The organism is Spirosoma oryzicola, assembly GCF_021233055.1.
GTDB classification, from domain to species: Bacteria; Bacteroidota; Bacteroidia; order Cytophagales; family Spirosomataceae; genus Spirosoma; species Spirosoma oryzicola.
This window is the reverse complement of the sequence record NZ_CP089538.1, coordinates 2,661,979-2,685,882: the sequence shown is the minus strand read 5'-3', so window position 1 is coordinate 2,685,882 and position 23,904 is coordinate 2,661,979. Positions and strand designations below refer to the sequence as shown.

Genomic DNA, 23,904 nt, shown 5'->3' with positions numbered 1-23,904 from the left:
ATCAACGAAACCTGACGTGCTGTTTTTAATGATTAGACTGAGTAGGTACTGCAAAAGTACAAAAATGGCACTTCTTGTGTATTCAGTTCTTGTAAATTAATGGATAAGACAGACCATCGCTCCCAGAGCGTTGTCTTTCCTTGTTACTGCTGAGCTTACACGGCTTCTTCAACTGTCGCAATGATCCGCCCGATTACGGCTTGCTGTTCCTTGGTAGCCAGCCCTGAGACTTCTTCCAGTTGCGTTTTGATAGCCTGCCATTGCGGAACAGACAACAAAATAGCTTCTGCCTGAAATTCAACCGAATCCCCCAAGTCGGTTTGCGAAACGGGCAACGGCTCCAGTAGCGCTTTTGCGAACTCGACCTTCAGGCGGTCTTTGGCGTAAGGGATAGGGTCCAGATTAGCGTTTCTGAGTATTTGTTTGTCGTACGATTTTACCTTTTTCCACCACATGATACTTAAAACTAGGTTACGTTCTTAACCGAGTTTTTCCGCTAGTGTTCACTCGTCAGCTATTTAATTGTAAACCGATAGGTACCCGCCTGTAAGCGATACTGCCCGGATTGGCGCGTAGTACTTTCCAGCAAATGAATCTCCGGCGAACTGACCGTTAAAGGTTTATTGTTTTCGTAGACGTTCGCGCCGTTGGCCAGCGGCAGGACAAGCGTTGCGGTCGAGTTTGGCGGCACGGTTACGTCGTACGCTAGTCCGTCCGCATTTCGCTGCCAGGCCGAACGAATGGCTCCATAAGGTCCATTGTGCGTAACATCGGCCCGGTTCAGTCCGCTAACGAAAATGGGCTGGAGGAGTACATTCTTAAAACCAGGTTGCTCAGGATCGGGCTTGATGCCGCCCAGGGCTTTGTAAAGCCAGGCCCCAATCTCACCGAACATAATGTGGTTCATCGAAATATCGCTTTTCGCGTCAATCGGCCAGTTCTCGTAAAGCGTCGTGGCTCCGTTTACAATCCACCAGCCCCAGGAAGGAAACGTTTCCTGCGAAGCCATCTTGTAGGCGACATCACCGTAACCGTTTTCGCTGAGTGCGTTTAGGATAGCCTTAGTCCCCAGTAGACCCACATCCAGGTGATTGTTATCAGCCTCAACGCGTTTAGCTAAATTGGCCGCAACCTTTGCTTTAAGTTCCTCGGGAACCAGTCCCCACATAAGCGGTACGCTCAGTTCAGTTTGTAGTCCGTTGCCATAAACTCCCGTTTCCTTATTCAGGTACTTGCTGTTAACAGCCGCCTTTATTTTGGACGCCAAAGCTGTATAGTAGGCGTGATCAGCCTGTTTACCAAGCACCTTGGCCGCTTTAGCCAGAATAGACACGTCGGTAAAGTAATACGCTGACGAGGTCAACTCGACCGGCGATTTTGACTTGACGGGTACCCAGTCACCAAGTCCCCAGCTTGTCAGTCCCGACGGGCTTTGTTCATTGATGTGATCGACGTAGCGCTTGATGTTGTCGTAGCAGTCTGCTAACAATTTTGTATCGCCGTAAAAAAGGTAGATGTTCCAGGGGATAATGGCAATAGTACTTGTCCAGTCGGGGCCATTTCCCCACTCGTAGCCCCAGCCGCTCGTCGGAATAATGGAGGGCAGGACCCCATTCGGCTGTTGTTCGTCGCGGTGGTCAGCCAGCCATTTTTCGTAGACAGTAATTCCGTCAAAATTGTATAGCCCCGTTTCAACGGCAATGTGCGCATCGCCCGTCCAGCCGTTTTTTTCCCGCTGGGGGCAGTCCGTGGGATAACCAAACAGGTTCGATAAATACGCGTTGTTCGTTGCCTGCCAGATCTTATCAATCGTCGGATTGGATGTCTGGACACGGCCCACGGGCGGCACATCGCTGTGCATGAAATGGCCCGTTAGGCTGGCCTGCGTCAGTTCAACGGGTTTGCTACTGGTGACCTCTACGTACTGAAAACCTTTGTAGTTGAAGCGGGGCATAAACGTTTCCTCTCCTCGCCCACCCAGAATGAAAATGTCGGTTTGAAACGGATCGCTTTTGTCCGTGGGTCGGTAGTGAACGTCAATGTTGGACAAATCAACGTGTCCGTTATCGTATAAACGTTCGCCGTGTTTCAGGCGCAATGTCGTTCCAGCGTTTCCCTTTACGTTGATCTGGCTAACCCCGGAAATATTTCTTCCGAGGTCAAAAACGTAAGTAGTATCGTTTAGTTTCTTGACCGATTTTGCGGAAATCTGCTCCACCGCCCGGATGGGATGCATAACCTGCGCGACGATATTTTCGGACGGCGTTGCCCGGTAAATCACCTCTTTCCACTTGGCATCATCGAAATCGGCCTTGTTCCAGTTGGCTTGCTCCTGGCGTGCGTCATAGTGCTCGGCAGTATAAATGCTGTTAAATACCAGCGGGCTTAAAGCCGTTTTCCAATCCTTATCCGAGCGTATGGTTTCAACAGAGCCGTCGTCGTAGGTGATGCGCAGGTCCAGGCAAAAAGCCGGACGGTTACGCCAGGGCGCTTCGTGAAAATACCACACCGCCGTTGACTGATGGTTGTACCAACCGTTGCCCAACAACACGCCAATTGCGTTTTTACCCGATTGCAGCTGCGCCGTTACGTCGTGCGTTACATACAGCGTCCGCCGGTCGAAGCGGGTATACATCGGATCAAGGCGATGATTGCCTATTTTCTGACCATTGATATACAGCTCATACAAGCCCGCAACGGCGATGTAAGCCCGGGCGCTGCGTACTTTTTTTGTCGTCTGGAAAGCCTTGCGAAAATACGGAGCGGGCTTTGTGGCTACGTCACGGCTGTCACTGATCCACGCCCCCTGCCAGTTTCTGTCGCTCATCATCCCCGTTTCGAAACGGCTTAGCACGGCGGCCTGGTTTTTCTTTCCATCCTTGTCCCAGGTATCGACCCGCCAGTAATACTTGGTAAAAGGTTTCAGCGGCTTTCCGGCGTACGTCAATAAGGTCTGTGCAGCGGTAATCTTATCTGTATTCCACTGATCCGCTTTCCCTTGGCTCACAGCCAGCGAATCGGTGCCAACGTACAGTTGATAGGCGGTCTGACGCGCCCCTCGCCGGCCATCAGCCAGCCGCCACGATAAGCGCGGACGGGCGGCATCAACACCCAGTGGATTCGTCAGGTATTCGCAGTGGAGATCAGTCGGCCTGGCAATGGGATCGGCGATTTGTTGTCCAGACGCGGGAACGGTCATTCCCCCAATAACACACGCTATACTGATACTTGTCTGAACAAAACTGGCTACTGAACCTGCTACCGACGTTTGCCTGATCATGGATACTTTAATTACAGTCTGAGGATTACCTGGCAATAAAAGGTAAAATCGCGTCAGGTTTACCACCGGCTATGGGAAAAGTTTACAGGCATCCGCAGGCAGAGCGCTAGAACAGCTCCCCGTTTAAAGCGGGTTGTTATTGACTATTTATTGAAACTTATCAGGTGTTTTGCTGATCCCGCTGGCAGGCTATCCTGGCTCACGAATGAACATTCCAATAACCGGACGCCTGCAATAGACACAGGTCGCTGACTAATTACTTTCACTTGTCCGCTTTTGATGTAATCCTCAATCTGATAGACAGCCTGTTCATCAACGACATAGAAGTGCGGATAGTTGGTAGCATTGAAGCGGTCTACAGGTATAATACCGCTCACGTTATAATTGTCTTTTAGTGATTTCAGGATTTTATAGTCTACCGTCGCACTTTTAATATTCCCCGGTCGGTCAGCGTTTCGCCAATCCAGCAGAAACGACACATTAGGATGTTGATTGTGAAACCAGATCGGCAAGAAATAATCGGCCCGCTCGACAAATACCGGATACTGAGCACTCAATTGAGGTAGATACGTCAGGATACGGCTTTGAAAAGACGTTTGCATTTTCCAGACCTTGTAAAAGATTGCCCCGCCTAATACGAACGCATAGATGGGTAGCAGCCGGGCAAACTGAGGCATTACCCGTCGCTCACCAACGAACTGATAATAGGCATAAACCAGTTCGAACATGATCAAAAGCTGGCTCGGCCACATGTATCGGCGCAGAAAAACAGACGTATAGGTAAACGAAATAACCAAGGCGATGACGAGTATCCCCAGATAGATACTTCCTGACAACAGAAAAAACTGAAAGGCTTTGTCCCGGCGCATGGCATCGAAACCCAGTTTCAGCTTCGGTACAGCCAGGTACACAAACAACCCGATTACCAGACTAACGCGCAGGATCGCCAGCCACCAGAACGAGGATTGCCATTCGAGCTTATCCGATACGCTGGGAATCAGGTCGCCAACCCCGGTGAAGAACGATTTAACCGTTGGCAGGGGAATCCAGGAATGTGGCTTGCCCGCGTCGGACTGAATTGTAAAGCTGGGATACCAAACGACCAGCCAGACCAGTCCAATCAGCGCGTAGGTAGCAAAGATTGGCAGGTAGCTTTTTTCTTTGGACCAAATCAGCAACACCCCAAAAAAGGCTCCGGAGGCCGCCAGGTAGAATAACCCGTAGTTGTGACAAAACGCCATCAGTAAGCCTATGACCGTGTGCAGAGCCAGTAGCCACGTATCAGTAGGTCGATTGATAAGCTGCTGTAAAACAATAAAGTACACGTAGCTGATTGGCAGCAGAAGCGCGTAGGAACGAATCTGGGTGGCGTGTTCGAAGTTCTGATAGGTAAGGTACACCATTGCCGAGATCAGCACAAAATTGGTGACTGCATTGCCGATCAGCCGGGTTGTATACCAGAAAAACAACGCTAATGTACTTGTAAACAGAATTACCGAAAATGACCGAAAAAAAATCGGTTTCAAGCTGATCATGTGTCCAACCAGCCAGTAAAGATTCGGGAAGAGCGGTGGGTTGGCATCCATGTTGCTCACTACCGCCTGGTTCAGATGCGTGGGCGATGGGTCGGAAATAAGTACGTAACTAAGTACCTCGTCCATCCAAAGCCACGGTTCCCGAAAAAACAGGCCCGCGATGATACTAAGCGAAAAAAGCAAGAATATGGCAGCAGCCAATAACTGACTATCTTCCTGATGCTTTACCATGGTGTGTTTTGGTACACGTTGCGTCGAAAGAGGAAAAGTGCTAAAAAAATAGGATCTAGAAGACTGCACTTTGATTTCGCAACTTCTATTCGCCTGGCGATACTTATTTATCATTTAAAGCTATACTATAGAGTACGATCAACAAGCGATGAATAAGACCCATCCTCTTGATTAGCGAAGCCAAAGACTCGTATTCCCAGCGACTCCTCCGTTTAAGATCTAAGCAAATTACATCGCCGAATCTTCATTCGTTGGTTCAAACACCTATAAATGAGGCAATGGCCCCTGAATTTGTATTAATACTATTTTTAAAAGGCTTTTCCATAGTAACCCTTTTTCGTTGTACATTTGCGGCCTTTTTAACTAAAATCATGCATCGCATCGTCCGTTAACCCAAACCGACAGACCTGTGCATGATCACAATCCCAGACCGGAATGACAGCACTTTCCTGCGGAATCGATTTTGGCACATCAAATTCAAGTGTCGCCCTTAACAAAGACGGTCACGTTAGTCTGGTGCCAGTCGAGCAGACGCACGTTACCATTCCCAGCGCAATTTTCTTTCGGCGCGTCGATAACAAACCGTTCTATGGCCGAACAGCGATTCATTTATTTCTTGATCGTCAGGATGGACGCTTTATGCGGAGTCTGAAGCGCGTTCTGGGAACCTCGCTCATGAAGAACGGGACCGTCGTCAACGGCGCGACGATGAACTTCGCGACGATCATCACCTCTTTCTTAAAGGACTTAAAAGACAAAGCCGATGCGGTTGCGGGTCAGGAAATCGAAAATGTCGTGATGGGGCGACCCGTTCATTTTGTCGACAACGACCCGGAAGCCGACACGCGCGCGCAGGCTGAATTAAAAGCGATTGCCCAACGCATCGGGTTCAAAAATATTGACTTTCAGTTCGAACCCATTGCAGCGGCCTTTGCCCACGAAGTAAATCTTACGGGCGAAAAACTGGCGATTGTTGTCGATCTGGGCGGAGGTACCTCTGACTTTACGGTCATCAGGCTCTCGAATCAATTCATTCACAAACCGGATCGCATGTCCGATATTCTGGCCAATACCGGGGTTCGCATTGGCGGCAACGATTTTGATAAAGAGTTGAGTCTGGCGGCTATTATGCCCGAACTTGGCTACCGGACTACGTACGGTGCTAAACAGCTGGAAGTGCCCCTGAAGCCGTATCACGATTTGGCCGAATGGAGTAAGGTTAACTTTCTGTACACCCCAAAGACGATTATGCAAACCCGGCAGCTGCTCCACCAATCGCACGATAAAAAGCGCTACGGACGGCTGTTGCACGTACTTGAACACGAAACGGGGCATACGCTCCTGGCCGCTGCCGAAGGAACGAAAATTGCCCTTACGGCTCAGGAAGAGCACGACGCTCCGCTTGATTTCATTGAGAGCGGCTTCTCTATCCCCGTCAAACGGACACTTTTTGACGAAGCCATCCACGAAGAAGTCCAGAAAATAGCCGCTTCGGCCAGACAGTGCCTTCAGGAAGCTGGGGTTAAACAACATGCTATTGAACTGGTCATTCTTACTGGTGGCTCAACCGAAGTCCACTCGGTGAAAAACGAGTTCAAGCGACTCTTTCCCAACGCGACCATCGCCGAGGAAAACAAGCTTTCCAGCGTTGGTCTTGGTCTGGCTTACGACAGCCAGTACAAATTTGGCCAGCACTCGACCCGCCCTGTTGAAACGAATAGCGTCAACGTATAAGAAAGCTCGTATAAAAAGGCCAAACCCCTTTTGTATTGGAAAGGGTTTGGCCTTTTTATACGAGCTGACTTGAGCGGTGTATGGCGCATCGGCTAGGGTCCGGTGCTGCCCCCTACTCTGGTAACCATGCTGCTGGTTGTAAAGGTAGACGATTGTGAACCTATGCTATACGTACCGCTCGTATACAAGCCATTGAGACTGGTCCCGTTCGACACACTTCCTCCCGTGTATACCGTATACGTCTGACCCGTTTTCAACTTGGGGCTCGAAAACAACATAGTTGCGTAGGTCCGGGGAATCAGAAACGTTAGCGCTTCGGTACCTTCATTCGACCGAATATGAATCAACTGGTTAGCCGAGCTCCCGCCCAAAATGACGGAAGGCTGCGTGCTCACCGTAGCCGTTGGCGTACTGGTAGCCCCGGCAATGCCGACAAGAACACCCCCCGTTATTTTAAACGTGTTTCGATCACAGTCGAAGCCTTCCTCGGGCGCGGTCGAACCAACAGCAATTACTTTACCACCCGTGACCGTAATTTTACCGTTGGAATCAATAGCGTCGTTGGAAGTGCTATAGGCATAGACGGTTCCTCCGTTGATGTAGATAAACGTCCCTGCATTCAAGCCATCGTCCTTTGTTTTCGCGGTGATGATTCCATCGTTGATGGTCAGTATACTTTTACTTTCAATACCCTCGCCCGCCGTCGAATTGACCGTGATCGTTCCCCCGTTGATGGTTACGTACGGGTCAATCGTCGTGTCGACGTCGTAGTTGGCAGAGATTCCTTTATCGACCACGTTGATTGTAAAGGTACCGCTGTTGATGACAATGTAGCCTTGTTCGCATTGAATACCATCTCCCGACGTTGTAATGTTCAGCGTACCGCCATCCGCAATAAACGCATCATTGCTGTGAATACCGTCTGAAACCGCCCCCGTTACGGTAATCGTCCCGCCCATCACGCGCACGTAATCATCGCTGCAAATGGCATGTTTGTAGTTTCCTTTTACGCTCAGGCTGCCCTTGCCGCTGACGATCAACTGGCCTTCGCTAAACAGCGTGGCCTTCATGTCTTCCGTTCCGCTGGCCGTATACGTCGTCCCGTCGGTTAGAGAGTTAGTTGTGTTGTCGGTCAACACCACGAAAGCGCGTTTGCTTGACTGAATGTTGATGGCGGGTCCATCGGCGTTGGTGATGTTAACCCCGTTTAAGGTGAGTTTAAACTTTTTGTCGCTGTATATCTTCACCGATCCATTTGTCGTCGTTCCCGACAGGATATATTCCACACCCGTAGCGGTAGCATTAATAACGACATCACCATTGCTTTCGGTTATCGTTACGCCACTCGCGGCTAGTGGGTTTGTGATCGTAACGGAGCTACCAAAACCAACTGTCACCGTAGAAGAAAAGGTGGAGTTAGCCAATATGTCATCGGCATTGGCTGCGGTGCCTGTATTCCCTTCTTTCGTGGTAGAAGTAGTGGTTATGCTATCGATAGCGACAGCGTTTTCCGTTGTCGTTGTGCCGCCTGGGGTTACGGCATCCTCGCTTTTCGAGCAGGCAATTAATGCGCCCAGAATTAGGATGGCAATCAGGCTCCCGCTGGCAAAGCGGCTTCGAACGGCTCGATTGAGAAGATTGGTTAACCGTTGTATCAGAACTTCACTGCGTTTCATCACTTGGCTTGGTGTCAATATTGGTGTATTGACGAATACGCAGCGTCGACGGCAGATGTTGCTCAGCTACCATCGTTTGCGGTTAACCAACCACTTTTGCCGGTTAATCGACCTGTGCCAGTCAGGTGTTGCCTCGATTGCGCAGTAACGTAAGCGGAGATTCTGTTTGAGTAGTACTAGCAAGACCAACTGCTTCAGTACAACACAGTTTTGCGGCTACTTATCACTTATGCCTTGAGCCACCGTTCGCCATTTTTGTCAATGGCTTTTTTCGCGAGTTCTGCCGTAGAAAAGATGCTGAGTATGTATCCCGATTTTGGCTCGATGACCTCATAGGCCTGGGTTTCACCGTCTACCACATAATAATCGTTGTCAATATCACCGGTTAAAACGGTTCTAGATCTAATTGTAAATCCCTTATAATCCACAGAGGTACAGGCTTAATATTATCTGAATGTACGAAAACTAACCAATACACCGATTTAACAAAGAGCCTATATTGTGTTAACGGTAGTAGAATTACTCATTGAGTCACCTACCCTAACTATTTACCATATACGTAAACAATTCTTCGTCTGAAAATAAACGTTTGCTCAGAAACAGCCGGATTATGAGACGGTTAAGCGTGCCGAAAGAGTTAACTAAAGATGCCGGTTCAACGAGAAAATGCCTTTACTTCATGTAATACAATCGAATTAGTTGCATAGCTTCTTTCTCATCGTCGGCACACGGTTCGCAGAATGTACCGATGCCAGCAACCGGGCCTTCGTATTTCCAGGTAAAATTCTTTCGATAATTTCCAGACAGGTCTGAGATTTTAAGCGATTGTTCCTTCGGGATCACGTACAAAACATGCTTGTTGGTAAACTGCACTTTGAATCCTTTTTCGCCGTTGAGCACGTCCTTACCAGCATATCTCAATGGTGAAGGACGCCTGTTTTCGCCAAATACGTAATTGATCTCAGCCCGATTGTTGCTTCTAACCCAGAATGCAATCTCCTCATAGTCTTTTGTGCCCGGCTTACCGTACGAATAAATAGCGACTTTTTGCGAAAAGCCATACGCTCCTGAAAGAAGAAAGATTACCGCAAAAACAGCGGTTCGTACCGAACTGACGCGACAAGGTAGTTGATGGCTTCGTTTCATTTCTCTGTCTATGAACCACTACTAAAAACGACCCAACTTTTCCTTTTGTTAAGAAAGCCGTTCAACAACTATCGCCTTACTGAATGCGTTCGACGGGTTTATCAGGTTCAGCCCCAGCTTGCTGGGTGAGGTCTTCGGTTTCTGTGCGACTGTGTTGTCGGTTTCTCAAAGCCAACAGCACAGTAGGTGACTAAGTAACGACCCGTCTCATAACTGTCGTCCCCTCTTTCGAATGCCGCTACTAGTAATTCATCAACCGATAATGATGCCCAGTTGCCGAATCCCCCGTTGGACTAGCTATTTTTAGCTTCGTTTGATACCTATTTCCGGTAAGGGCACGACTAACAGAAGGTCATTGGCTTAATCCTCTTAGCCACTAGGTACTATGGAATCGTCAGCAAATCGAATTCCGGCTCCGGCTGAGAATAGCGCGGAGTTCCGCCCGTTATCGGTTGGCCAGAAGCTCGTCAAGACCCTGCTGGGCACGGGGTTATTTTTGATCTGGTTGCTGCTGTTTATTCTGGGTCTGAGTCTGGACGCCAACGATTACCGTCCCTGCGTTGCGCCCGCCGATACAGTAAGCTTCCACTACCTGACGTTATATGCCGTAAGTTTTACGCCTATCAACGTGGCGCTGCTGGCTTCTCTGGCGGGAGCCTTGGGAGGTATTGCCAGTAATTTGGCGGCTAGTAATAAGTTTTCGCTCGTACAGCCGTCGAAAATCAGCTCTAGTTCCGAAGATTTTCAAAGCTACCTGTACATGACCGAAAACCCGCTGGTCTCGCTGCTTCGGGGCTTTGTTACCTTTATGATCTTTATCGCGGGATCGTACTTAACCGATTTTACGTCTGCCAACGACCCAGGTAACGCGGGTGGCTTTTCGGGTATAACCGCTTCGTCCTATCTTCGATTTTCGGTATCCGTATCACTCCTGGCTTACCTGGCGGGCTACGATCCCTCACGAATACAGAATCTGCTGAATAAGCTTAATTTGAGCAAAAAAGAAAACGACTTGTACCCCGTGGAACGCGAAACAGTCACGCAAACCCTCCAGGTCGAAAAAGCGGGGCAGCCCATTAATCACGGACAGCCGTAAAGACTATTTTATACGGCGCTACTTACGGCTGCAATTCCATGCAGTTGCTGGTCGAGACCGGTTGCGCCGTTCGTATTCACGTCTTACCAGGAGCCTGATTCGCTGTCGGCTTCTCGTTGCCTTTCCGCTCGATCAAGCCACCTGATTACCATTCCTGTTCATTCCAATAGCTCCTCCAGATTGGTCCGGGCCACAGCTAGTGCCGATACAACTACCCGAATCTGTTCCCAGACCGCTTCCGTATCCGCAGGGTCGCTCTCCTCTTCAATATCACTCACCAGACGCTCCAGATCATCGTCAATGTTGAGTAATTGGCTGGCTAGCATGGCGAGGGCTTGTTTATGCTCGGCTATCATACGTTGATTTTAGTGCTTTGAAGTATTTCATGATGCTATTCGTAGCAACGTTCTGTTTAGTTACTAAGTTGGCTGCTTAGACTACAGGATTCATGTTGAAAAGCTATTTTCTGTACGTTTTGACTTTAGGCGGTATGAGTGAATCAGACTTTGCAAACAGGAAGGCCACTCAGGAGAAGTCAGGACGCCTATTGACGAAGAAAACACGCTTTTAATCAGTAGTACACCGCAAAAATACGTTTTGATTGTTTCCAATACGATTAAGTTTGGTTGACTTGCGTATGATAACCTCTACTTATGTACGGCCCAACTTTATGATCAAAGCTATCTAAGAGCGAAATTCCCTGGTAGACAGTTACGTTTAGCTGTCTACCAGGGAATTTCGCTCGGGCACAATAAAGAAACACAAATCACATCCAGGCGCGACAGCCTGAACCAGGATCATTCCGTTTTGGGATCACTGTTCAATTTTCCAGCAGCGTTGCATAACTCGCTTTAAGCTGAGCCAGCAAGCGCATCTCACCGCGAATTTGCCGGTATATGACAACGCCGATGAGTAGCAGAAAGAGGGTGCCGGAAAAGATGATGTACAAATAGAATCCTTCGCTTACCCCCGCTTTGATGTACGGCAAAAGCAAGATAAATCCCCACACATAACTTCCAAAACTCAGGGGCGTCACCACGAACTGAATCTGTTGCCTTACCCGATGAAAGGCGCTGATTTGCTCCAGACAGGTCCGCAAATCGGTGTTTAGTTTTATACGGGCGAACCGGCGATAGCTGACGTATTCCACACCGATGCGCAACAACAGGGAAACGACCATGAGCAGACTACCCACTAAAACCGTCCGATTGCTAGTCGTCCCGTAAGTCCAAAAGTAGCCAGCCAGTATGAGTACGGTAGCCGAAAGAGTGACCATTGTACCGCGGTGAGTAGCAAGTAACCGTTTACTGTCCGTTTCGGCTCGCGTCATAATGGTCATAGCTGTCTCGGATTGACTTGCGTCTGGCTGCTGGTTCCAAAGGGATTGAATACGCTCAAAGTCGGTCATAACTGTATCAGTTTCGCTAATCGTTTTTTGATTCGGTGAATTTTCACGCGTAACAGACTTTCCGAAATCCCGACGATACTCGCAATTTCTTCGTAAGCCAGTCCGTCCAGTACCAGCAGGATAATTAAGCGGGCAGTGCTGTCGAGTTGGTAGATACCCGCATACATTTGCTGAAATCGTTCTTCCGTCGCTAGCGTATCACTTTCGTCGGCCCGATCAGGCAGGATATCCGTTCGAATTTCTTTATTAACAGCCGCCTTTCGAAGCTGTAGCAGGCAGGTATTAACCGCTATCTTGTAGATCCATGTGCTGACAGAAGCATCCGCTCTGAATTCAGCCCGATGTTGCCACACTTTCATAAACACTTCTTGCGCCAGATCGGTAGCGATGGCCTGATCCCCGTTTACGTAACCCTTACAGAGACGCAATACCTTCGTAAAATGGGTGCTGTAGATTTGGGTGAACTCCTCCTTTTGTAGCGGCATTGGTTATTGGAGGTTCTCCCGAATTTTAGCGATAAACCACGCTGGCTGGTCATACATGATAAAGTGAGCGGACTGATCAGCGTAATAGATCCGCTTTTCTTTTAGCTTCGCCAGCTGTTGATTCCAGGTCGTTTCAACCTGTTGCCGATTGGGATGCGTAGCGGCCAGAACGACTATGGGCACGGTTGTGTTCGCTAAATCGTCCCGCAAGTCTAACCTCAATAAATCAATGTAGCCATACACGTACGTTTTTCGGTCAGCCTTCATCATCCAGTCAACGAGTTGACCATGCTTCGTTTGGTTCAGACTCATCCCGGAAGCCATCTGTCGAGCCATCTGGTGAAAATGTACGCTATCCATAGCCAGTTGTTGTTTACTGTAAGGATTATCGTACACCATCTGGCTTGCCTTAAAAGTAGGCATCAGTAAGGCACCTGTGCAGGGTAAGGCATCGACCGCAATTAGTTTCTTAAACAGAGTCGGTTCGGAAGTCACTAACCACATGCCTAATGTTCCTCCCAAACTGTGCCCAATGATGGTCGCTTGCTTTAGGTTTTTCTTTTTAACGTAGTCAATCAATTGTTCCTTAATGGTAGGTAGCCAGGGAAAACCGATCGGTGGAACATCCCCAAACCCGGCGAACGTAAACGCATGGCATTCATGGTTCGCCGAAATAGCCGCAACAGTTTCCTGCCACACGTCTGCGGTACAGGCGAATCCAGGCAACAAGAGTACCGGCTCCCCCTGGCCAGTGACTTTTACGGTAAAAGCTGTTTGCTGAGCTTGGGTACGAAGTGAAAAGAGTAGTGAGGTAACGAGTAAGACGAGCCGGACAATTCTCATGATAGCAGTTTTTTACCTTTTGATACATGACCGGTCTATTTGTTACACCTCTGCTAAAGATACCTTAAAAATTTAGTGTGTCTGTTAAATCTAGAAGCGATAGAACTGAGGTTTGGCAAGCCGTTACTGACTGAAGAGCGATTCATTTACCATTCTGCTTTCCGATAGTCATTACGAAAGGCAGCCTCGGTCATAGCCCGCGGGCTAATTTGAAAAGAGGTGTCAAGTTCGGTTATAGAAAGCTCCGAAAAGCTGGAGTAAAAAAAACTTCTGATTGTCTCACGTTGAATCGTATTTCGTTTCAACGTGAGACAATCAGAAGCCAAAGTTTGCGCGGCAACAGCAGCTTATTTATTCTCAAAATCGCCGGGCACTTCAGAATTAGTTTTGAGTTGGGTCTGAATAATCAGACGGCTGTTTAACGGAGCTACGCTTGTGTTGTTCGTCACTTTATCCTCGTAGGCAATAAAATAAAAAACGGGGCTTTCGGTACTAAGCACCTGATAGAAACCTACAAAGGCCGCCATATCATAGTTGACGAACAAGGTTCTGGGGTCGAAATTAAGCCCATCCACATTTTGAATGTACCCTTTATTCTTGGAGACAGGATCTTCAAACAGGAGCCGGGCCTGATAGCGGATGCCGTGCTGAAGCGCTTTGCTGGTCAGCTTAATTTCAAAACGGGTACTTGAATCCCGGTATACCGCAACGGTATAGCTTTCGATTTCAATTTGGGTAAAGGCCATGCAATTATCGATTACGTTTCCGGCAAGGTAATCCCAAAGAGGTGGCTCATATGAATCTCTTTAGCAAGCGGTTATATCGTACCGTCTCGCCATAAAGTGTATGCTTGGCTAGCATCTGCTCGACACCTAGAGTGTGACGGAACACCCTGCACCAATGACGAGCAGACGGGCTGAGTGATTAGTCCAACGGTGCACAAATGATGCAGGTTGACGATCAAGCCTGAGAATTCGATGTCTGCACTGACTGCTAAACGAGCGTTTCGCAGATGGACCATTAAGCACTACGCCGAAGACCCGGCTCATAAAGACAAGCTGAGCAGCTCACCCACCGAAGTAAACCGCATTTGACCAGTGAGCTGCAACGGCTTTTAGCGGCGTAACTTATCATAAAAATTCTTAAAGGAGTAGTAGATTTGTTTTAAATAACCATTTTACTTGTCATAGTATATAATACAGTTATTTAATCCACGCATTGTATGAAAAAGGTAGCGTTATTGTTATTCGTATGGATGGGCGTTCTCATTTCATCCGCTCAGGCACAAACTGAAAAAGGTCGCTGGATGGCTGGCACCCAAATTGGCGATTTCACGTATTCCGGTCAATACGGACAGCGAAATTTTTCGGCTAGTCTATCGCCTTCTGCTGGTTATTTTGTAGCCAACGGCCTACTCGTTGGAGCAAGAGTACCGCTGAGCTACGCTTCCGTTCGCTATCCAGAGTATAATTCAAATGGGACTTCCCCTGTACCAGCAAAAAGCATCGCAACCTCTTACGGACTAGGCCCCTTCGTGCGCTACTATGTTGGGTCGGCAAAGGTTAAACCCTATATTGGGCTGTCCTATACCTATAGTCTTACCAACACAAAACAAACTTCTTCCGCTAGAGAGACGGTTAAAAACAGTTCTCACTACTCCCTGATTGTGCCTACACTTGGGGTAGCCTATTTTGTAACTCGCAACGTAGCGTTGAACGCAGGCCTGAATTACAATAGCTATCGGAGTACCTACGAAGCGGATCAACCCACTCCAGGCACCTACACAGACACATCGAAATCATTTTCACTGGGTATTGGCTTTGACTTATTTTTTGGGCAATAAAGAATACTTGTTTTTCGGTTTTAATTGCCACTAAAACCACAGCCTTTTCGCAAAGCCGAACACCAACCAGTACTAGCCCCCCTGCGGCCCTATCTCTCCCCTACCTGGAGCCACGTCCAATTCGACTGACCGAGTCCCAGGTCCGGCAAGCGATCGAATCTCGGTTTCAAAGGTTGATCAGCTCCGGAAAGCCCAGTCGACGAGTGACAGTTGATTTGGCAGTCTCATCCTAAAAAAGTAAGAAAGCCCCCGACACCCGGAGGCTTTTTTGATGTACAGATAAATGGTGAACTGATTAGGTTGTCAAAATGACCGGGTAATGTAGCGAACGAAAATCGCCAGCTTTTAACCATGCTGCGAGTATACTATTTCCTGGTACAAAACCACTCAACTTCAAGCTGAGCTGAGCGGTTTGAACTATCCACACCATGAGCCACAATCAAGGCTCAATGACAGAAGATTTCTACTGTTTGCTATTTCGTAAGCTATGAAAAGCCCGGATCGTCGCTGATCCGGGCTTTTGCATTTCGTTACTCGTAAATTGATTAGGGCCGCAACAGCTTGATCTGCTGGCGCTGGGTCGCCGTACTCACATCGAGTAGCAGTATACCCTGAGCGTTACCTACTGGTAAGCTGACCCGCTCAACAGAGCCAGCCTCCTTGATGCTCTGACCGTGCACCGTTTTACCTTGCAAATCTACTAGCTTGAGTTGTACGGCCTGACCACTCACACCACTGATCTCGACCTCCGCTGATTGACCGACCACTGGGTTACCCAACACCTTTACCACGAGCAGCGAGCCCGCTTCCGGCGCTGCTTCGCGGCTACTGCCCGTGCCCGTAGGCTCAACGCCGTAGAAGATTACTCCGTTCTGGTAAGCCGTGATGCGGGGGTTAAGCGTGAAGCTGCTATTATTGATGTAGGAGTAGTCATCGGGCTGGAAAAAGCTGCTATAGTCTTGCTTATTAGCCTGTACTTCCAGCGGACCTGAATCGCCGTTGGGGGCCAGACTGCCCGCTCCCGCACTAAAGCTGTACTCGATATAACCCGTAGCCCCCTGACGAGCCGGATCGAGTGGTACATAGCGCAGGTTGAGGTTGCCCTGACCGATCTGGACGTAGTTCTTCTGGAACAGTAGGGGAATATTATTCTCGGTGGTCAGCCAGTAGCGAAGTGTGATGGTGCTGTAGGCGATCGGTGTGGTACCCGCGTTTTGCAGGATCAGGTAAGGCTTTATGGTGTTGTTGCCCAGCTGGCCGTTGTCAGGATCGCGCGAAAGCACTTTGAGCGTTGGCGCGACTACCGTGACCGTAGCCGTCGTGGTAGGACTGGTGCAGCCGTTGCGAGTACAGGTGGCGGTGAAGGACTGGGTACCCTGGCTGCTGGTCGAGACGGCCAGCGTGGTGGCGCTGCCCCCGCTCCAGTTGATGGTGCCGCCCGAGCAACCCGAGACGCTCAGGATTACCGAGCCCACGTTCTGGCTGATGGTCAGGTTACTCACGCCTGCCGGGTAGGAGTTGCCCGCCTGGGTGACCAGCACGGGCGTGGCGGGCACTTCCTTGACGGTAACGTTCTGGGTAACGGTATTGGTGCAGCTGTTGCCATCGGTGTAGGAGTAGGTCACGGTATGGGAACCTACCGCCAGCGTGGCGGGATTGAAAACCGTGGCCGCCGAAGCATCGATAGTAAAGCTACCGCCTTCGGGCGAGCCCAGCGGAACTAGTGGGACTGCGGTGGCGTCCTGGCAGTAAGCGCTGGCCAGACCTGTTATCGAGACGACGGGCAAGGCATTGATGGTGACGTTCTGCGAAGCCGTGTTGCTACAGCCGCTGCTGTTAGTGTAGGAATATACCACCGTGTGCTGCCCTACAGACAGACTAGCGGGGTTAAATACCGTAGCGGTACTGCCATCAACCTTAAAAACCCCACCCGAGGGTGAACCCAGTAGCGTCACCGCTGTTGTCCCCTGGCAGTAGCTGTCCGCTAGCCCTACGATCGAAGGATTCGGCAAGGGGGTTACGGTGACGGTAATAGGGGTGCGATCACTCTCACAACCGCTACTGTTGACCTGACTCACGTAATAGGTCGTCGATCCGACGGTGTTGGTTGGCGGAGTTGGCGCTACGCTCGAACCTGTGCCGCCCGTAGAAGCGATGTACCAACGCAGGTTCGAGCCTTGGGTGACACTTCCTACCAGGGAAACCGGTGTGCTTTTCTGACAAACGCTGACATTGTTAGCACTGGGAGCCAGCGGTTTTTCATTGACCGTTAAAGTCGCCGTGGCGGTAGCCGAGCAGCCATTGCCGGCCGTACCCGTCACCGAGTAGCTACCAGCCACGTTGGCCGAGATGCTGGCGGTCGTTGCCCCTGTACTCCAGCGATACGCATCAGCGCCCTGGGCCGTAAAGCTCGCCGTTTGGCCCTGGCAGATGGTCTGGGAAGCCGGAATGATGCTTACGCTGGGCACGGCGGTATTGCTGGTCACGTTCGTTTGGGCGGTGGCGGAACAGCCGCCGGGCACGGTAACGGTCACACTGTAGAGCCCTGAGTTGGCGACCGTGGCGGTCGCACTGCTGGCCGAGCTGGCGACTGCTCCATTGCTGTAGGTATAGCTAGCGCCAGAAGGGGCGTTGGTCGTGGACAGCAACACGCTTTGCTTTGCACAGGTCAATGGGCCATTATTAGACAGGCTAACAAAGAAGGGTGCACTGACTGTGATTTGTTGCGATGCGCACGCACCAGGGGTTACACAGCCCCCTTCGCCCCGTACATAGTAAGTCGTGGTTGATCCAGGGCTCACTTGTATGGACGAACCAGTACCGACCGGCGTACCTCCGCAGCTCCCCTCGTACCATTTCCAATTGGTCGCGTCGTTTAAGCTTCCGCTCTGGATAGATAAGGTGGTGGTGGTTCCGGCACAGATTGCGGTTCGTGTGGTGGTAATAGTGGGTAGGGTTGGATTGGTACAGGTACTTCCTCCACCTGTTGATACTACCGTAACCCGAATTGACCAGCTTGTTCCAACACTGTAATCAACTGAAGCAAGACCAATGTAGGGATTACTCTCGGAATTGGGTCCCAAGTCCCCCGTGCGGGTGGCGTTTACGCCACTGCTGTTTGAAAAAGTAGCCGCCGAGTAGCCGGGGTAGCTGTCGGCAAAGGAAATAAAGCCGGTTGGCTGTTGCTGACTGTTCCCTCCAGAAGCCTGAAGGACCGCTTTCGTTACCTTAAAGCCAACTGGTATAACTACCTTGAATGCATCCTGCTGGTCATTTGGCGTTTGAACCGTACCCGAGAAGGTATAGTCGCCCGCCTGATTTAGTGTATAAATGGGTGCGCCCGCAATGCCCGGAAAATCGTTGCCTTCAGGATAATTAGTCTGCGCGTATGCGGAAAAGGTTAATGCCAGTCCACTAATGAGCAGACACAGATTGGCAAAAAGATAAGACGTAGAAATTTTTCTCATAAACGTACTTGGTTGTCTTGACTATTACTAAATTGATTTGATTGATAGAACCTATAGATTTTACTCACATACTTTTACGCCAAAGGGTTAAAAAAATGGCGTCTCGTACACATACAAATATACTAGTATTTACATATATACAGTAACGAAAATGAGGCTGTTTTAGCTGAACGTGACCTCATTAGCTACGCCTTATCAATCATTAATTCCTGTACATATGAATCAACAAATGTCCTGGGAAGCGGCAGCAAAGATAAACCGAGGCTAGGGGTGCAACTATCCAAAATCGCCCAAACACTATCCGAATTGTAACAAATACGGGTCAATACGCCTTATTAATCATAAAATTCAGCCCACCAGAGCCAATAAATGACACAGCCCCAACCTCTAGCTTAATGACAGGCCTATTCCTAAAATCACGTCTAGGCTTGTCTAGCCAATAATTACCGTTTGTGTGACGATTGTGGCTTTACGGGTTTTATACCTATAAGAAGCCCGGCAGCGGGGAGACTAGCCGGGCTTCTTATGGACTAGTTTTTTGACTATCCTAGGGCCGCAACAGCTTGACCTGCTGACGCTGGGTTGCTGTGCTCACATCCAGTAAGAGAATGCCCTGGGCGTTACCCACTGGTAAACTGATCCGTTCCACTAAACCAGCCTGCTTGATACTCTGACCGTGCAGCGTTTTACCCTGCAGATCGACTAGCTTCAGCTGTACATCCTGACCACTCACACCGCTTATCTCGACCTCGGCTGTTTGACCGACTACGGGGTTACCCAGCACCTTCACCGACAACGACCCGACCCGCTCATCAGACCCTACCCGGGCCGGTGCACCCGTTGGAGGAGTGCCAAATATAAGCCGGTTGTTGAGCAGCACCGTGATGCGATTGTTCAGCCCCAGACCGCTGTAGTTAGGCGCATAGGAGTAGTCGTTGCTTTGATCAAAAAGCCCGTTGTCTGATCGCACAATCCGTAGATCGATGGCTCCTAAGCTACTGCCTGGATTGAGCGTCAGGGGGCCACCGGTAAAGCGCAACTCGACGTAGCTGTCAGCTCCGCCGACTGGCGCGGGTAACTTGATCACCCGGGCTCGCACGTTGGCCGCGCCGATGTCGGCATAATCGACATAGACGTTGGCTGGTTGGTTGTTGTCGGAGGTAAAATAGTAGCGTAATCGAAAATCAGGGACTGACAGGGCTACGTTGCCCGTGTTGCGTAGTTCCAGCCGGGGCTGCACCTGATAAGCAGTGATTCCCTCTTTGGGCGCTGAATAGACCTGCACCGCCGTCTGCGAGTTGACAGAAGTAGGCTCCTGACCATAGAAGATGGTGCCGTTCTGGTAGGCCGTGATGCGGGGGTTGAGCGTATAACTGCCGTTGGTGCTATAGGAATAGTCGTCGCCCTGGAAGAAGTTACTGTAATCCTGCTTGTTGGCCTGCACTTCCAGCGGTCCCGAATCGCCGTTTGGTGCCAGACTGCCCGCCCCCGCAGTGAAGCTATACTCGATGTAGCCCGTGGCCCCCTGACGGGGAGTAGCCAGTGGTACGTAGCGCAGGTTGAGGTTGTTTGGCCCAATCTGCACGTAGTTCTTCTGGAAGACCAGACCGACATTATCCTCGGTCGTCAGCCAATAGCGTAGGGTGATGGTGTTGTAGGGAATGGGCGTAGTGCCCGCATTTTGCAGCAACAGATAGGGCTTGAGCGTGTTAGTGTTCAAGAGCCCATTATCAGGATCACGTGAAAGTACTTTGAGCGTGGGCGCAACGACCGTCACCGTGGCGGTGCCGATGGAGCTGGTGCAGCCGTTCTGGGTACTGGTGCAGGTAGCCGTAAAGCTTTGCGTGCCCAGGTTAGCCGTTGAGACCGCCAACGTGGGGCTGTTGCCTCCGTTCCAGTTGATAGTACCGTCCTGACAACCCGAAACGGCCAGGATCACGTTGCCCGTATTTTGAGAAATAGTCAGACTGCTCACATTTGCTGGGTAAGGCCCGCCCGACTGGGTAGCAATGAGGGGTGCCGCTGGAGCAATGGTGTTACTGGTAACGTTCGTCGTGGCCGTGGCCGAGCAGCCGCCGGGTACAGTTACCGTGACGCTATAGGGACCCGAGTTGGTCACTGTAGCGGTGGCACTGCTGGTTGAGCTAGCCTGAGCGCCTGGGCTATAGGCATAGGTTGCCCCGGTAGGCCCGCGGGTGGTGGTGAGTGTGACGCTTTTCTTGACGCAGGTCAGGGGGCTATCATCGAGCAGGTTGACGGTGAAGGGCGTACAAGGGGATACATAAGTGATGGTAACTAGGCCATCGCCCGAGTTACCATCGGTAGCGCCACTCCGTTCAAACAGCCGAGTACCCGCCGTGAACGAGCCGCCCCCCCCGCCACTACTACCACGACCACGAGAGAAGCCACCACCACCACCACCAGAGTAGCCACCACCACCACCAGCACCAGTACCATTACCACTACCACCACCACCAAAACTACCTATACTAGCACTAGAGCCGCCATCTCCTCCGTTGATAAAGGCTTTGCCACCACCATCACCAGTACCATTACCCAGGAGCCCACCACCACCACCACCACTACCACCACTACCACCACCACCAGCAGTACCACCACTACCACCAGCAGTACCACCACCACCACCATCATTTGTGGTTCGGCCGTGCTTGGTCGGAGAATCGAGATCCGCCGCCCCCGCGCCGCCACCGGCGATCACTAGGGGGGTAGGATTACCTGGACTACCCGGACCAACCACGAACGAGCCACCGCCCCCGGCAGCTCGCCCATCCAGGCGCTGACCCACTAGGATACTCAGCGATTGACCCGGCGTAACGATTATCTGGGCCATCACGATGGCGCCTTTGCCCGCCGAAACTATCGAGTTGACAATGTCCCCCCCTTCAGCCCCCTTCGCTTCAATGGTTAAGGAGGTAACACTCGTCGGTACCATCCATGTTTCGATCTGGCCGGTATAGGAAAAGCTCTGGGTGGTGGTCACCGATCCGGAGTTCTGGGCCTGAACGCCTGTGGCTACACTGCCGCCTAGAAGCAGTGCTAGTCCCCATTGCCAGCAAGCTGCTAGCCGCCGGGCTTTACGAGTAAATCGTGTTTTCATACGCGTTGGTGCAGGGGGTTAGTGATCCTGCCCGCCAAAAAAATAGTTAGTAAAACGTAAGGGTATACAACCGCTTGATGCAGGTCAGCACCCGCTTGCGCTGCGAGACAAAAGTAGACCAGAGCCAAGCCATCGGACGATAACAAATCGCCCAAAAACCATAACATTTCTCCCAAATGGCGGTAAAACAAGCCCTTCTACAACTATAAAAGGGCTTGTTCTGCTGGGTAGCATTATCACAACAAGTAAAGTTTTACTTTAAGTAAGCCGCTCCCTGTCCATCGCTTGGCAAGACATAGCCCAACAAAAAAACCGCCCGACTTCAAGCTGAGCCGGGCAGTTTTTATTTACACTTATTAAGTCAAGATTCGGTAATTGATTGCTTATATCGACAAGTTTAATATCAGTCGTAGTCAAACCTTAACCTGTTGGTTAAATCCGTAGGTAATCACCGCTTCTTGACGTTATCGGGTGAAACCACTTTTACCCCCTTTCCTAACGTTGTCCGAGAGAACCGTAATCCGCCCGCCATCGGTCCAGCGTACCACGGTCGCATAGTAAGTACCCCGGTCGTAGCCACGAACCATGCGAATAACCACCACCCGATCACCGGGCCGAATCACTGAATCCTTCATTGTACCGCAACAAACATCGTATTTAGACCCACTTGCTCTCCATTAAAAATACGCATTATTAGGCAGCCAGGCAACGCTTTTTTGTCTGATTTATAAAGTTACCAGTTGCCCCCCGTTCTATGCTTTGACTATATGCTTGCGGGCCGGGAGACCGAAATGCCTACCGTCAACATAACCAGGTAAGGCGATGTGACGATTAAATTCAGCGAGTGATGTCTCTAGGAGGTTCCGTTTGACAAATAGCCTATGAGTACGCGTAAAAAGAAGGGTTGTGGCAGCAGTTAAAACGACATTGCAACACCTAAAAACAAGAAAGCGTAACTAACTGTTTTTCACAGCGTTACGCTTATCATTAGCAGAGAGCGAGGGATTTGACCCTAACTATCTAACCTCTTCTTAATAACCGTGTTAACCGCTTAGGTTAACGGGGTGATGCCTACTTTGAAGCCACGATTGGTCGCTTAGGGGCAAGTTGCCGAGGTGCATCTACAAGAGCAAGTCCTAGTTGTAAATAGGCACGTTTAGCATTTTCCTGAGCAGCTTCGTAGTTCGAAGTCGGTTGATCGGTATCACCCTCAAACTTTCCCACTAAAGCATCAACCGTTCGCTGCAATCCAGCTATCTGCTGATTTTTCACTCGGAGTTCTTCCTCAAACAAATGTTTAATTTCCTCAATGTTTTGAGCCATTCTTCTGGTTACTTGGTCGCCAAAATCTTCTACGATATCACTTTGAGCGCTATCCGTTCCATAAAAATATAGAATTGGCATTCCAAAAAAATCTGCAATCTGCGCTAACCTAACGGCAGAGATACTGTTGTTTTTAAGCATCCCATCGAAACCATTTGCGGTCATTTTCAGATGGTCGTAAAGACTTTTTTTTGTCTTTCCGTTCTCATTTAGTAACCGCTCAACCTTCTCTCCGAAATTGTATTCCATTGAAAATCAGCGTTTAAATATTAACGTGCATTTTTTATTTCAATTTTATTGATTCAAAATTTGGAATCAGTTCCAATAAAATCTAGTATTGCATTACCGATTTAAGTTGTAATGAGTACCAAAATTAGTAATTGACGCCAATAATTGTGCTAAACGCTGCAAAATGTATTGGCTATTAGAACTTTAATAGTTACTGCAAACTAGGCTATAGCAATGGAAACAACCGCTTCAAAACCAACCACGCGTAAGAATAAACTCTGGGATATTTATCAAGATGCGAATCCCATTTTACGTGCAGAAATCATCCTGGCTCTCAAAAAAGCGGGTGTTTTCAGGTACTGGCTCGATGCGGCTAGTAAACATGGCTACAATTTGCACAAGGTGAAGGCCCCAGTCCGGGACATCTTCATTGCGCACATGCCTGATACAGCTCCGATGTTCGGAGTGGTTAATAAGAGTTAGACCAAAAA

At 49.8% G+C, this 23,904-nt stretch carries 18 protein-coding genes; 4 read left to right on the top strand and 14 right to left on the bottom strand.

The genetic code is table 11. The annotated features are described in order from the left end of the window. Positions 1-155: 155 nt before the first annotated feature. The 3 genes from LQ777_RS11370 to LQ777_RS11360 form a co-directional block, all read right to left on the bottom strand. The gene (locus tag LQ777_RS11370; protein ID WP_232562640.1) at positions 156-455 is read right to left on the bottom strand and encodes a hypothetical protein; all 300 of its coding nucleotides are present in this window, start codon (positions 453-455) and stop codon (positions 156-158) included. Between the two features lie 59 nt (positions 456-514). Then, positions 515-3,280, bottom strand: a complete 2,766-nt coding sequence (locus LQ777_RS11365) for an alpha-L-rhamnosidase (RefSeq protein WP_232562639.1) — start codon at positions 3,278-3,280, stop codon at positions 515-517. A gap of 143 nt (positions 3,281-3,423) precedes the next feature. Beyond that, entirely contained in the window at positions 3,424-5,046 is a 1,623-nt protein-coding gene (locus LQ777_RS11360; RefSeq protein WP_232562638.1) for a hypothetical protein, read from the bottom strand. A gap of 435 nt (positions 5,047-5,481) precedes the next feature. Here LQ777_RS11360 and LQ777_RS11355 point away from each other — a divergent pair, with 435 nt between their 5' ends. After that, positions 5,482-6,780, top strand: a complete 1,299-nt coding sequence (locus LQ777_RS11355) for an Hsp70 family protein (RefSeq protein ID WP_232562637.1) — start codon at positions 5,482-5,484, stop codon at positions 6,778-6,780. 92 nt (positions 6,781-6,872) lie between these two features. On the opposite strand, the gene LQ777_RS11350 is transcribed toward LQ777_RS11355, so the two are convergent. Further along, the gene (locus tag LQ777_RS11350) at positions 6,873-8,456 is read right to left on the bottom strand and encodes a carbohydrate-binding domain-containing protein (RefSeq protein WP_232562636.1); all 1,584 of its coding nucleotides are present in this window, start codon (positions 8,454-8,456) and stop codon (positions 6,873-6,875) included. A gap of 672 nt (positions 8,457-9,128) precedes the next feature. Next, positions 9,129-9,602, bottom strand: a complete 474-nt coding sequence (locus LQ777_RS11345) for a hypothetical protein (RefSeq protein WP_232562635.1) — start codon at positions 9,600-9,602, stop codon at positions 9,129-9,131. A gap of 385 nt (positions 9,603-9,987) precedes the next feature. Between LQ777_RS11345 and LQ777_RS11340 the strand changes: the two genes are divergently transcribed. Then, a complete protein-coding gene (locus LQ777_RS11340) occupies positions 9,988-10,698 on the top strand; it encodes a hypothetical protein (protein ID WP_232562634.1) in 711 nt (236 codons plus the stop codon). A gap of 158 nt (positions 10,699-10,856) precedes the next feature. Here LQ777_RS11340 and LQ777_RS11335 read toward each other — a convergent pair whose 3' ends face one another. The 5 genes from LQ777_RS11335 to LQ777_RS11315 form a co-directional block, all read right to left on the bottom strand. Beyond that, positions 10,857-11,054: a hypothetical protein gene (locus LQ777_RS11335; protein ID WP_232562633.1), complete on the bottom strand. Its 198-nt coding sequence runs from the start codon at positions 11,052-11,054 to the stop codon at positions 10,857-10,859. Between the two features lie 464 nt (positions 11,055-11,518). Then, positions 11,519-12,106, bottom strand: coding sequence for a hypothetical protein (locus LQ777_RS11330; RefSeq protein ID WP_232562632.1), 588 nt, complete (start codon positions 12,104-12,106; stop codon positions 11,519-11,521). Beyond that, positions 12,103-12,591: an RNA polymerase sigma factor gene (locus tag LQ777_RS11325; RefSeq protein WP_232562631.1), complete on the bottom strand. Its 489-nt coding sequence runs from the start codon at positions 12,589-12,591 to the stop codon at positions 12,103-12,105. Before LQ777_RS11325 ends, LQ777_RS11330 begins: the two co-directional genes overlap by 4 nt. A 3-nt stretch (positions 12,592-12,594) precedes the next feature. After that, on the bottom strand, positions 12,595-13,434 hold the full coding sequence (locus LQ777_RS11320) for an alpha/beta fold hydrolase (protein ID WP_232562630.1): 840 nt from the start codon (positions 13,432-13,434) through the stop codon (positions 12,595-12,597). 347 nt (positions 13,435-13,781) lie between these two features. Continuing rightward, positions 13,782-14,180, bottom strand: coding sequence for a hypothetical protein (locus LQ777_RS11315; RefSeq protein ID WP_232562629.1), 399 nt, complete (start codon positions 14,178-14,180; stop codon positions 13,782-13,784). 476 nt (positions 14,181-14,656) lie between these two features. Between LQ777_RS11315 and LQ777_RS11310 the strand changes: the two genes are divergently transcribed. Then, positions 14,657-15,277 (top strand): outer membrane beta-barrel protein, encoded by a 621-nt coding sequence (locus LQ777_RS11310; protein ID WP_232562628.1) that lies wholly within the window; start codon positions 14,657-14,659, stop codon positions 15,275-15,277. A gap of 545 nt (positions 15,278-15,822) precedes the next feature. Here LQ777_RS11310 and LQ777_RS11305 read toward each other — a convergent pair. The 4 genes from LQ777_RS11305 to LQ777_RS11285 all read right to left on the bottom strand — a co-directional run bounded on the left by LQ777_RS11305 (position 15,823) and on the right by LQ777_RS11285 (position 23,434). Further along, entirely contained in the window at positions 15,823-18,744 is a 2,922-nt protein-coding gene (locus LQ777_RS11305) for an Ig-like domain-containing protein (RefSeq protein WP_232562627.1), read from the bottom strand. 547 nt (positions 18,745-19,291) lie between these two features. After that, entirely contained in the window at positions 19,292-21,862 is a 2,571-nt protein-coding gene (locus tag LQ777_RS30590; protein ID WP_280059687.1) for a cellulose binding domain-containing protein, read from the bottom strand. A 464-nt stretch (positions 21,863-22,326) separates the two neighbouring features. After that, positions 22,327-22,497, bottom strand: coding sequence for a hypothetical protein (locus LQ777_RS11290; protein ID WP_232562626.1), 171 nt, complete (start codon positions 22,495-22,497; stop codon positions 22,327-22,329). A gap of 436 nt (positions 22,498-22,933) precedes the next feature. Beyond that, positions 22,934-23,434, bottom strand: coding sequence for a hypothetical protein (locus LQ777_RS11285; protein ID WP_232562625.1), 501 nt, complete (start codon positions 23,432-23,434; stop codon positions 22,934-22,936). A 213-nt stretch (positions 23,435-23,647) separates the two neighbouring features. On the opposite strand from LQ777_RS11285, the gene LQ777_RS11280 reads away from it, so the two are divergent. After that, entirely contained in the window at positions 23,648-23,896 is a 249-nt protein-coding gene (locus LQ777_RS11280; RefSeq protein WP_232562624.1) for a hypothetical protein, read from the top strand. Positions 23,897-23,904: the final 8 nt, after the last annotated feature.

Coding starts and splice junctions, on each gene's coding strand:
- LQ777_RS11340 (WP_232562634.1), top strand. CDS start 9,988: ATGGAATCGTCAGCAAATCGAATTCCGGCTCCGGCTGAGAATAGCGCG.
- LQ777_RS11335 (WP_232562633.1), bottom strand. CDS start 11,054: ATGATAGCCGAGCATAAACAAGCCCTCGCCATGCTAGCCAGCCAATTA.
- LQ777_RS11285 (WP_232562625.1), bottom strand. CDS start 23,434: ATGGAATACAATTTCGGAGAGAAGGTTGAGCGGTTACTAAATGAGAAC.
- LQ777_RS11330 (WP_232562632.1), bottom strand. CDS start 12,106: ATGACCGACTTTGAGCGTATTCAATCCCTTTGGAACCAGCAGCCAGAC.
- LQ777_RS11325 (WP_232562631.1), bottom strand. CDS start 12,591: ATGCCGCTACAAAAGGAGGAGTTCACCCAAATCTACAGCACCCATTTT.
- LQ777_RS11350 (WP_232562636.1), bottom strand. CDS start 8,456: ATGAAACGCAGTGAAGTTCTGATACAACGGTTAACCAATCTTCTCAAT.
- LQ777_RS11280 (WP_232562624.1), top strand. CDS start 23,648: ATGGAAACAACCGCTTCAAAACCAACCACGCGTAAGAATAAACTCTGG.
- LQ777_RS11315 (WP_232562629.1), bottom strand. CDS start 14,180: ATGGCCTTTACCCAAATTGAAATCGAAAGCTATACCGTTGCGGTATAC.
- LQ777_RS11360 (WP_232562638.1), bottom strand. CDS start 5,046: ATGGTAAAGCATCAGGAAGATAGTCAGTTATTGGCTGCTGCCATATTC.
- LQ777_RS11370 (WP_232562640.1), bottom strand. CDS start 455: ATGTGGTGGAAAAAGGTAAAATCGTACGACAAACAAATACTCAGAAAC.
- LQ777_RS11310 (WP_232562628.1), top strand. CDS start 14,657: ATGAAAAAGGTAGCGTTATTGTTATTCGTATGGATGGGCGTTCTCATT.
- LQ777_RS11305 (WP_232562627.1), bottom strand. CDS start 18,744: ATGAGAAAAATTTCTACGTCTTATCTTTTTGCCAATCTGTGTCTGCTC.
- LQ777_RS11320 (WP_232562630.1), bottom strand. CDS start 13,434: ATGAGAATTGTCCGGCTCGTCTTACTCGTTACCTCACTACTCTTTTCA.
- LQ777_RS11290 (WP_232562626.1), bottom strand. CDS start 22,497: ATGAAGGATTCAGTGATTCGGCCCGGTGATCGGGTGGTGGTTATTCGC.
- LQ777_RS11345 (WP_232562635.1), bottom strand. CDS start 9,602: ATGAAACGAAGCCATCAACTACCTTGTCGCGTCAGTTCGGTACGAACC.
- LQ777_RS11355 (WP_232562637.1), top strand. CDS start 5,482: ATGACAGCACTTTCCTGCGGAATCGATTTTGGCACATCAAATTCAAGT.
- LQ777_RS30590 (WP_280059687.1), bottom strand. CDS start 21,862: ATGAAAACACGATTTACTCGTAAAGCCCGGCGGCTAGCAGCTTGCTGG.
- LQ777_RS11365 (WP_232562639.1), bottom strand. CDS start 3,280: ATGATCAGGCAAACGTCGGTAGCAGGTTCAGTAGCCAGTTTTGTTCAG.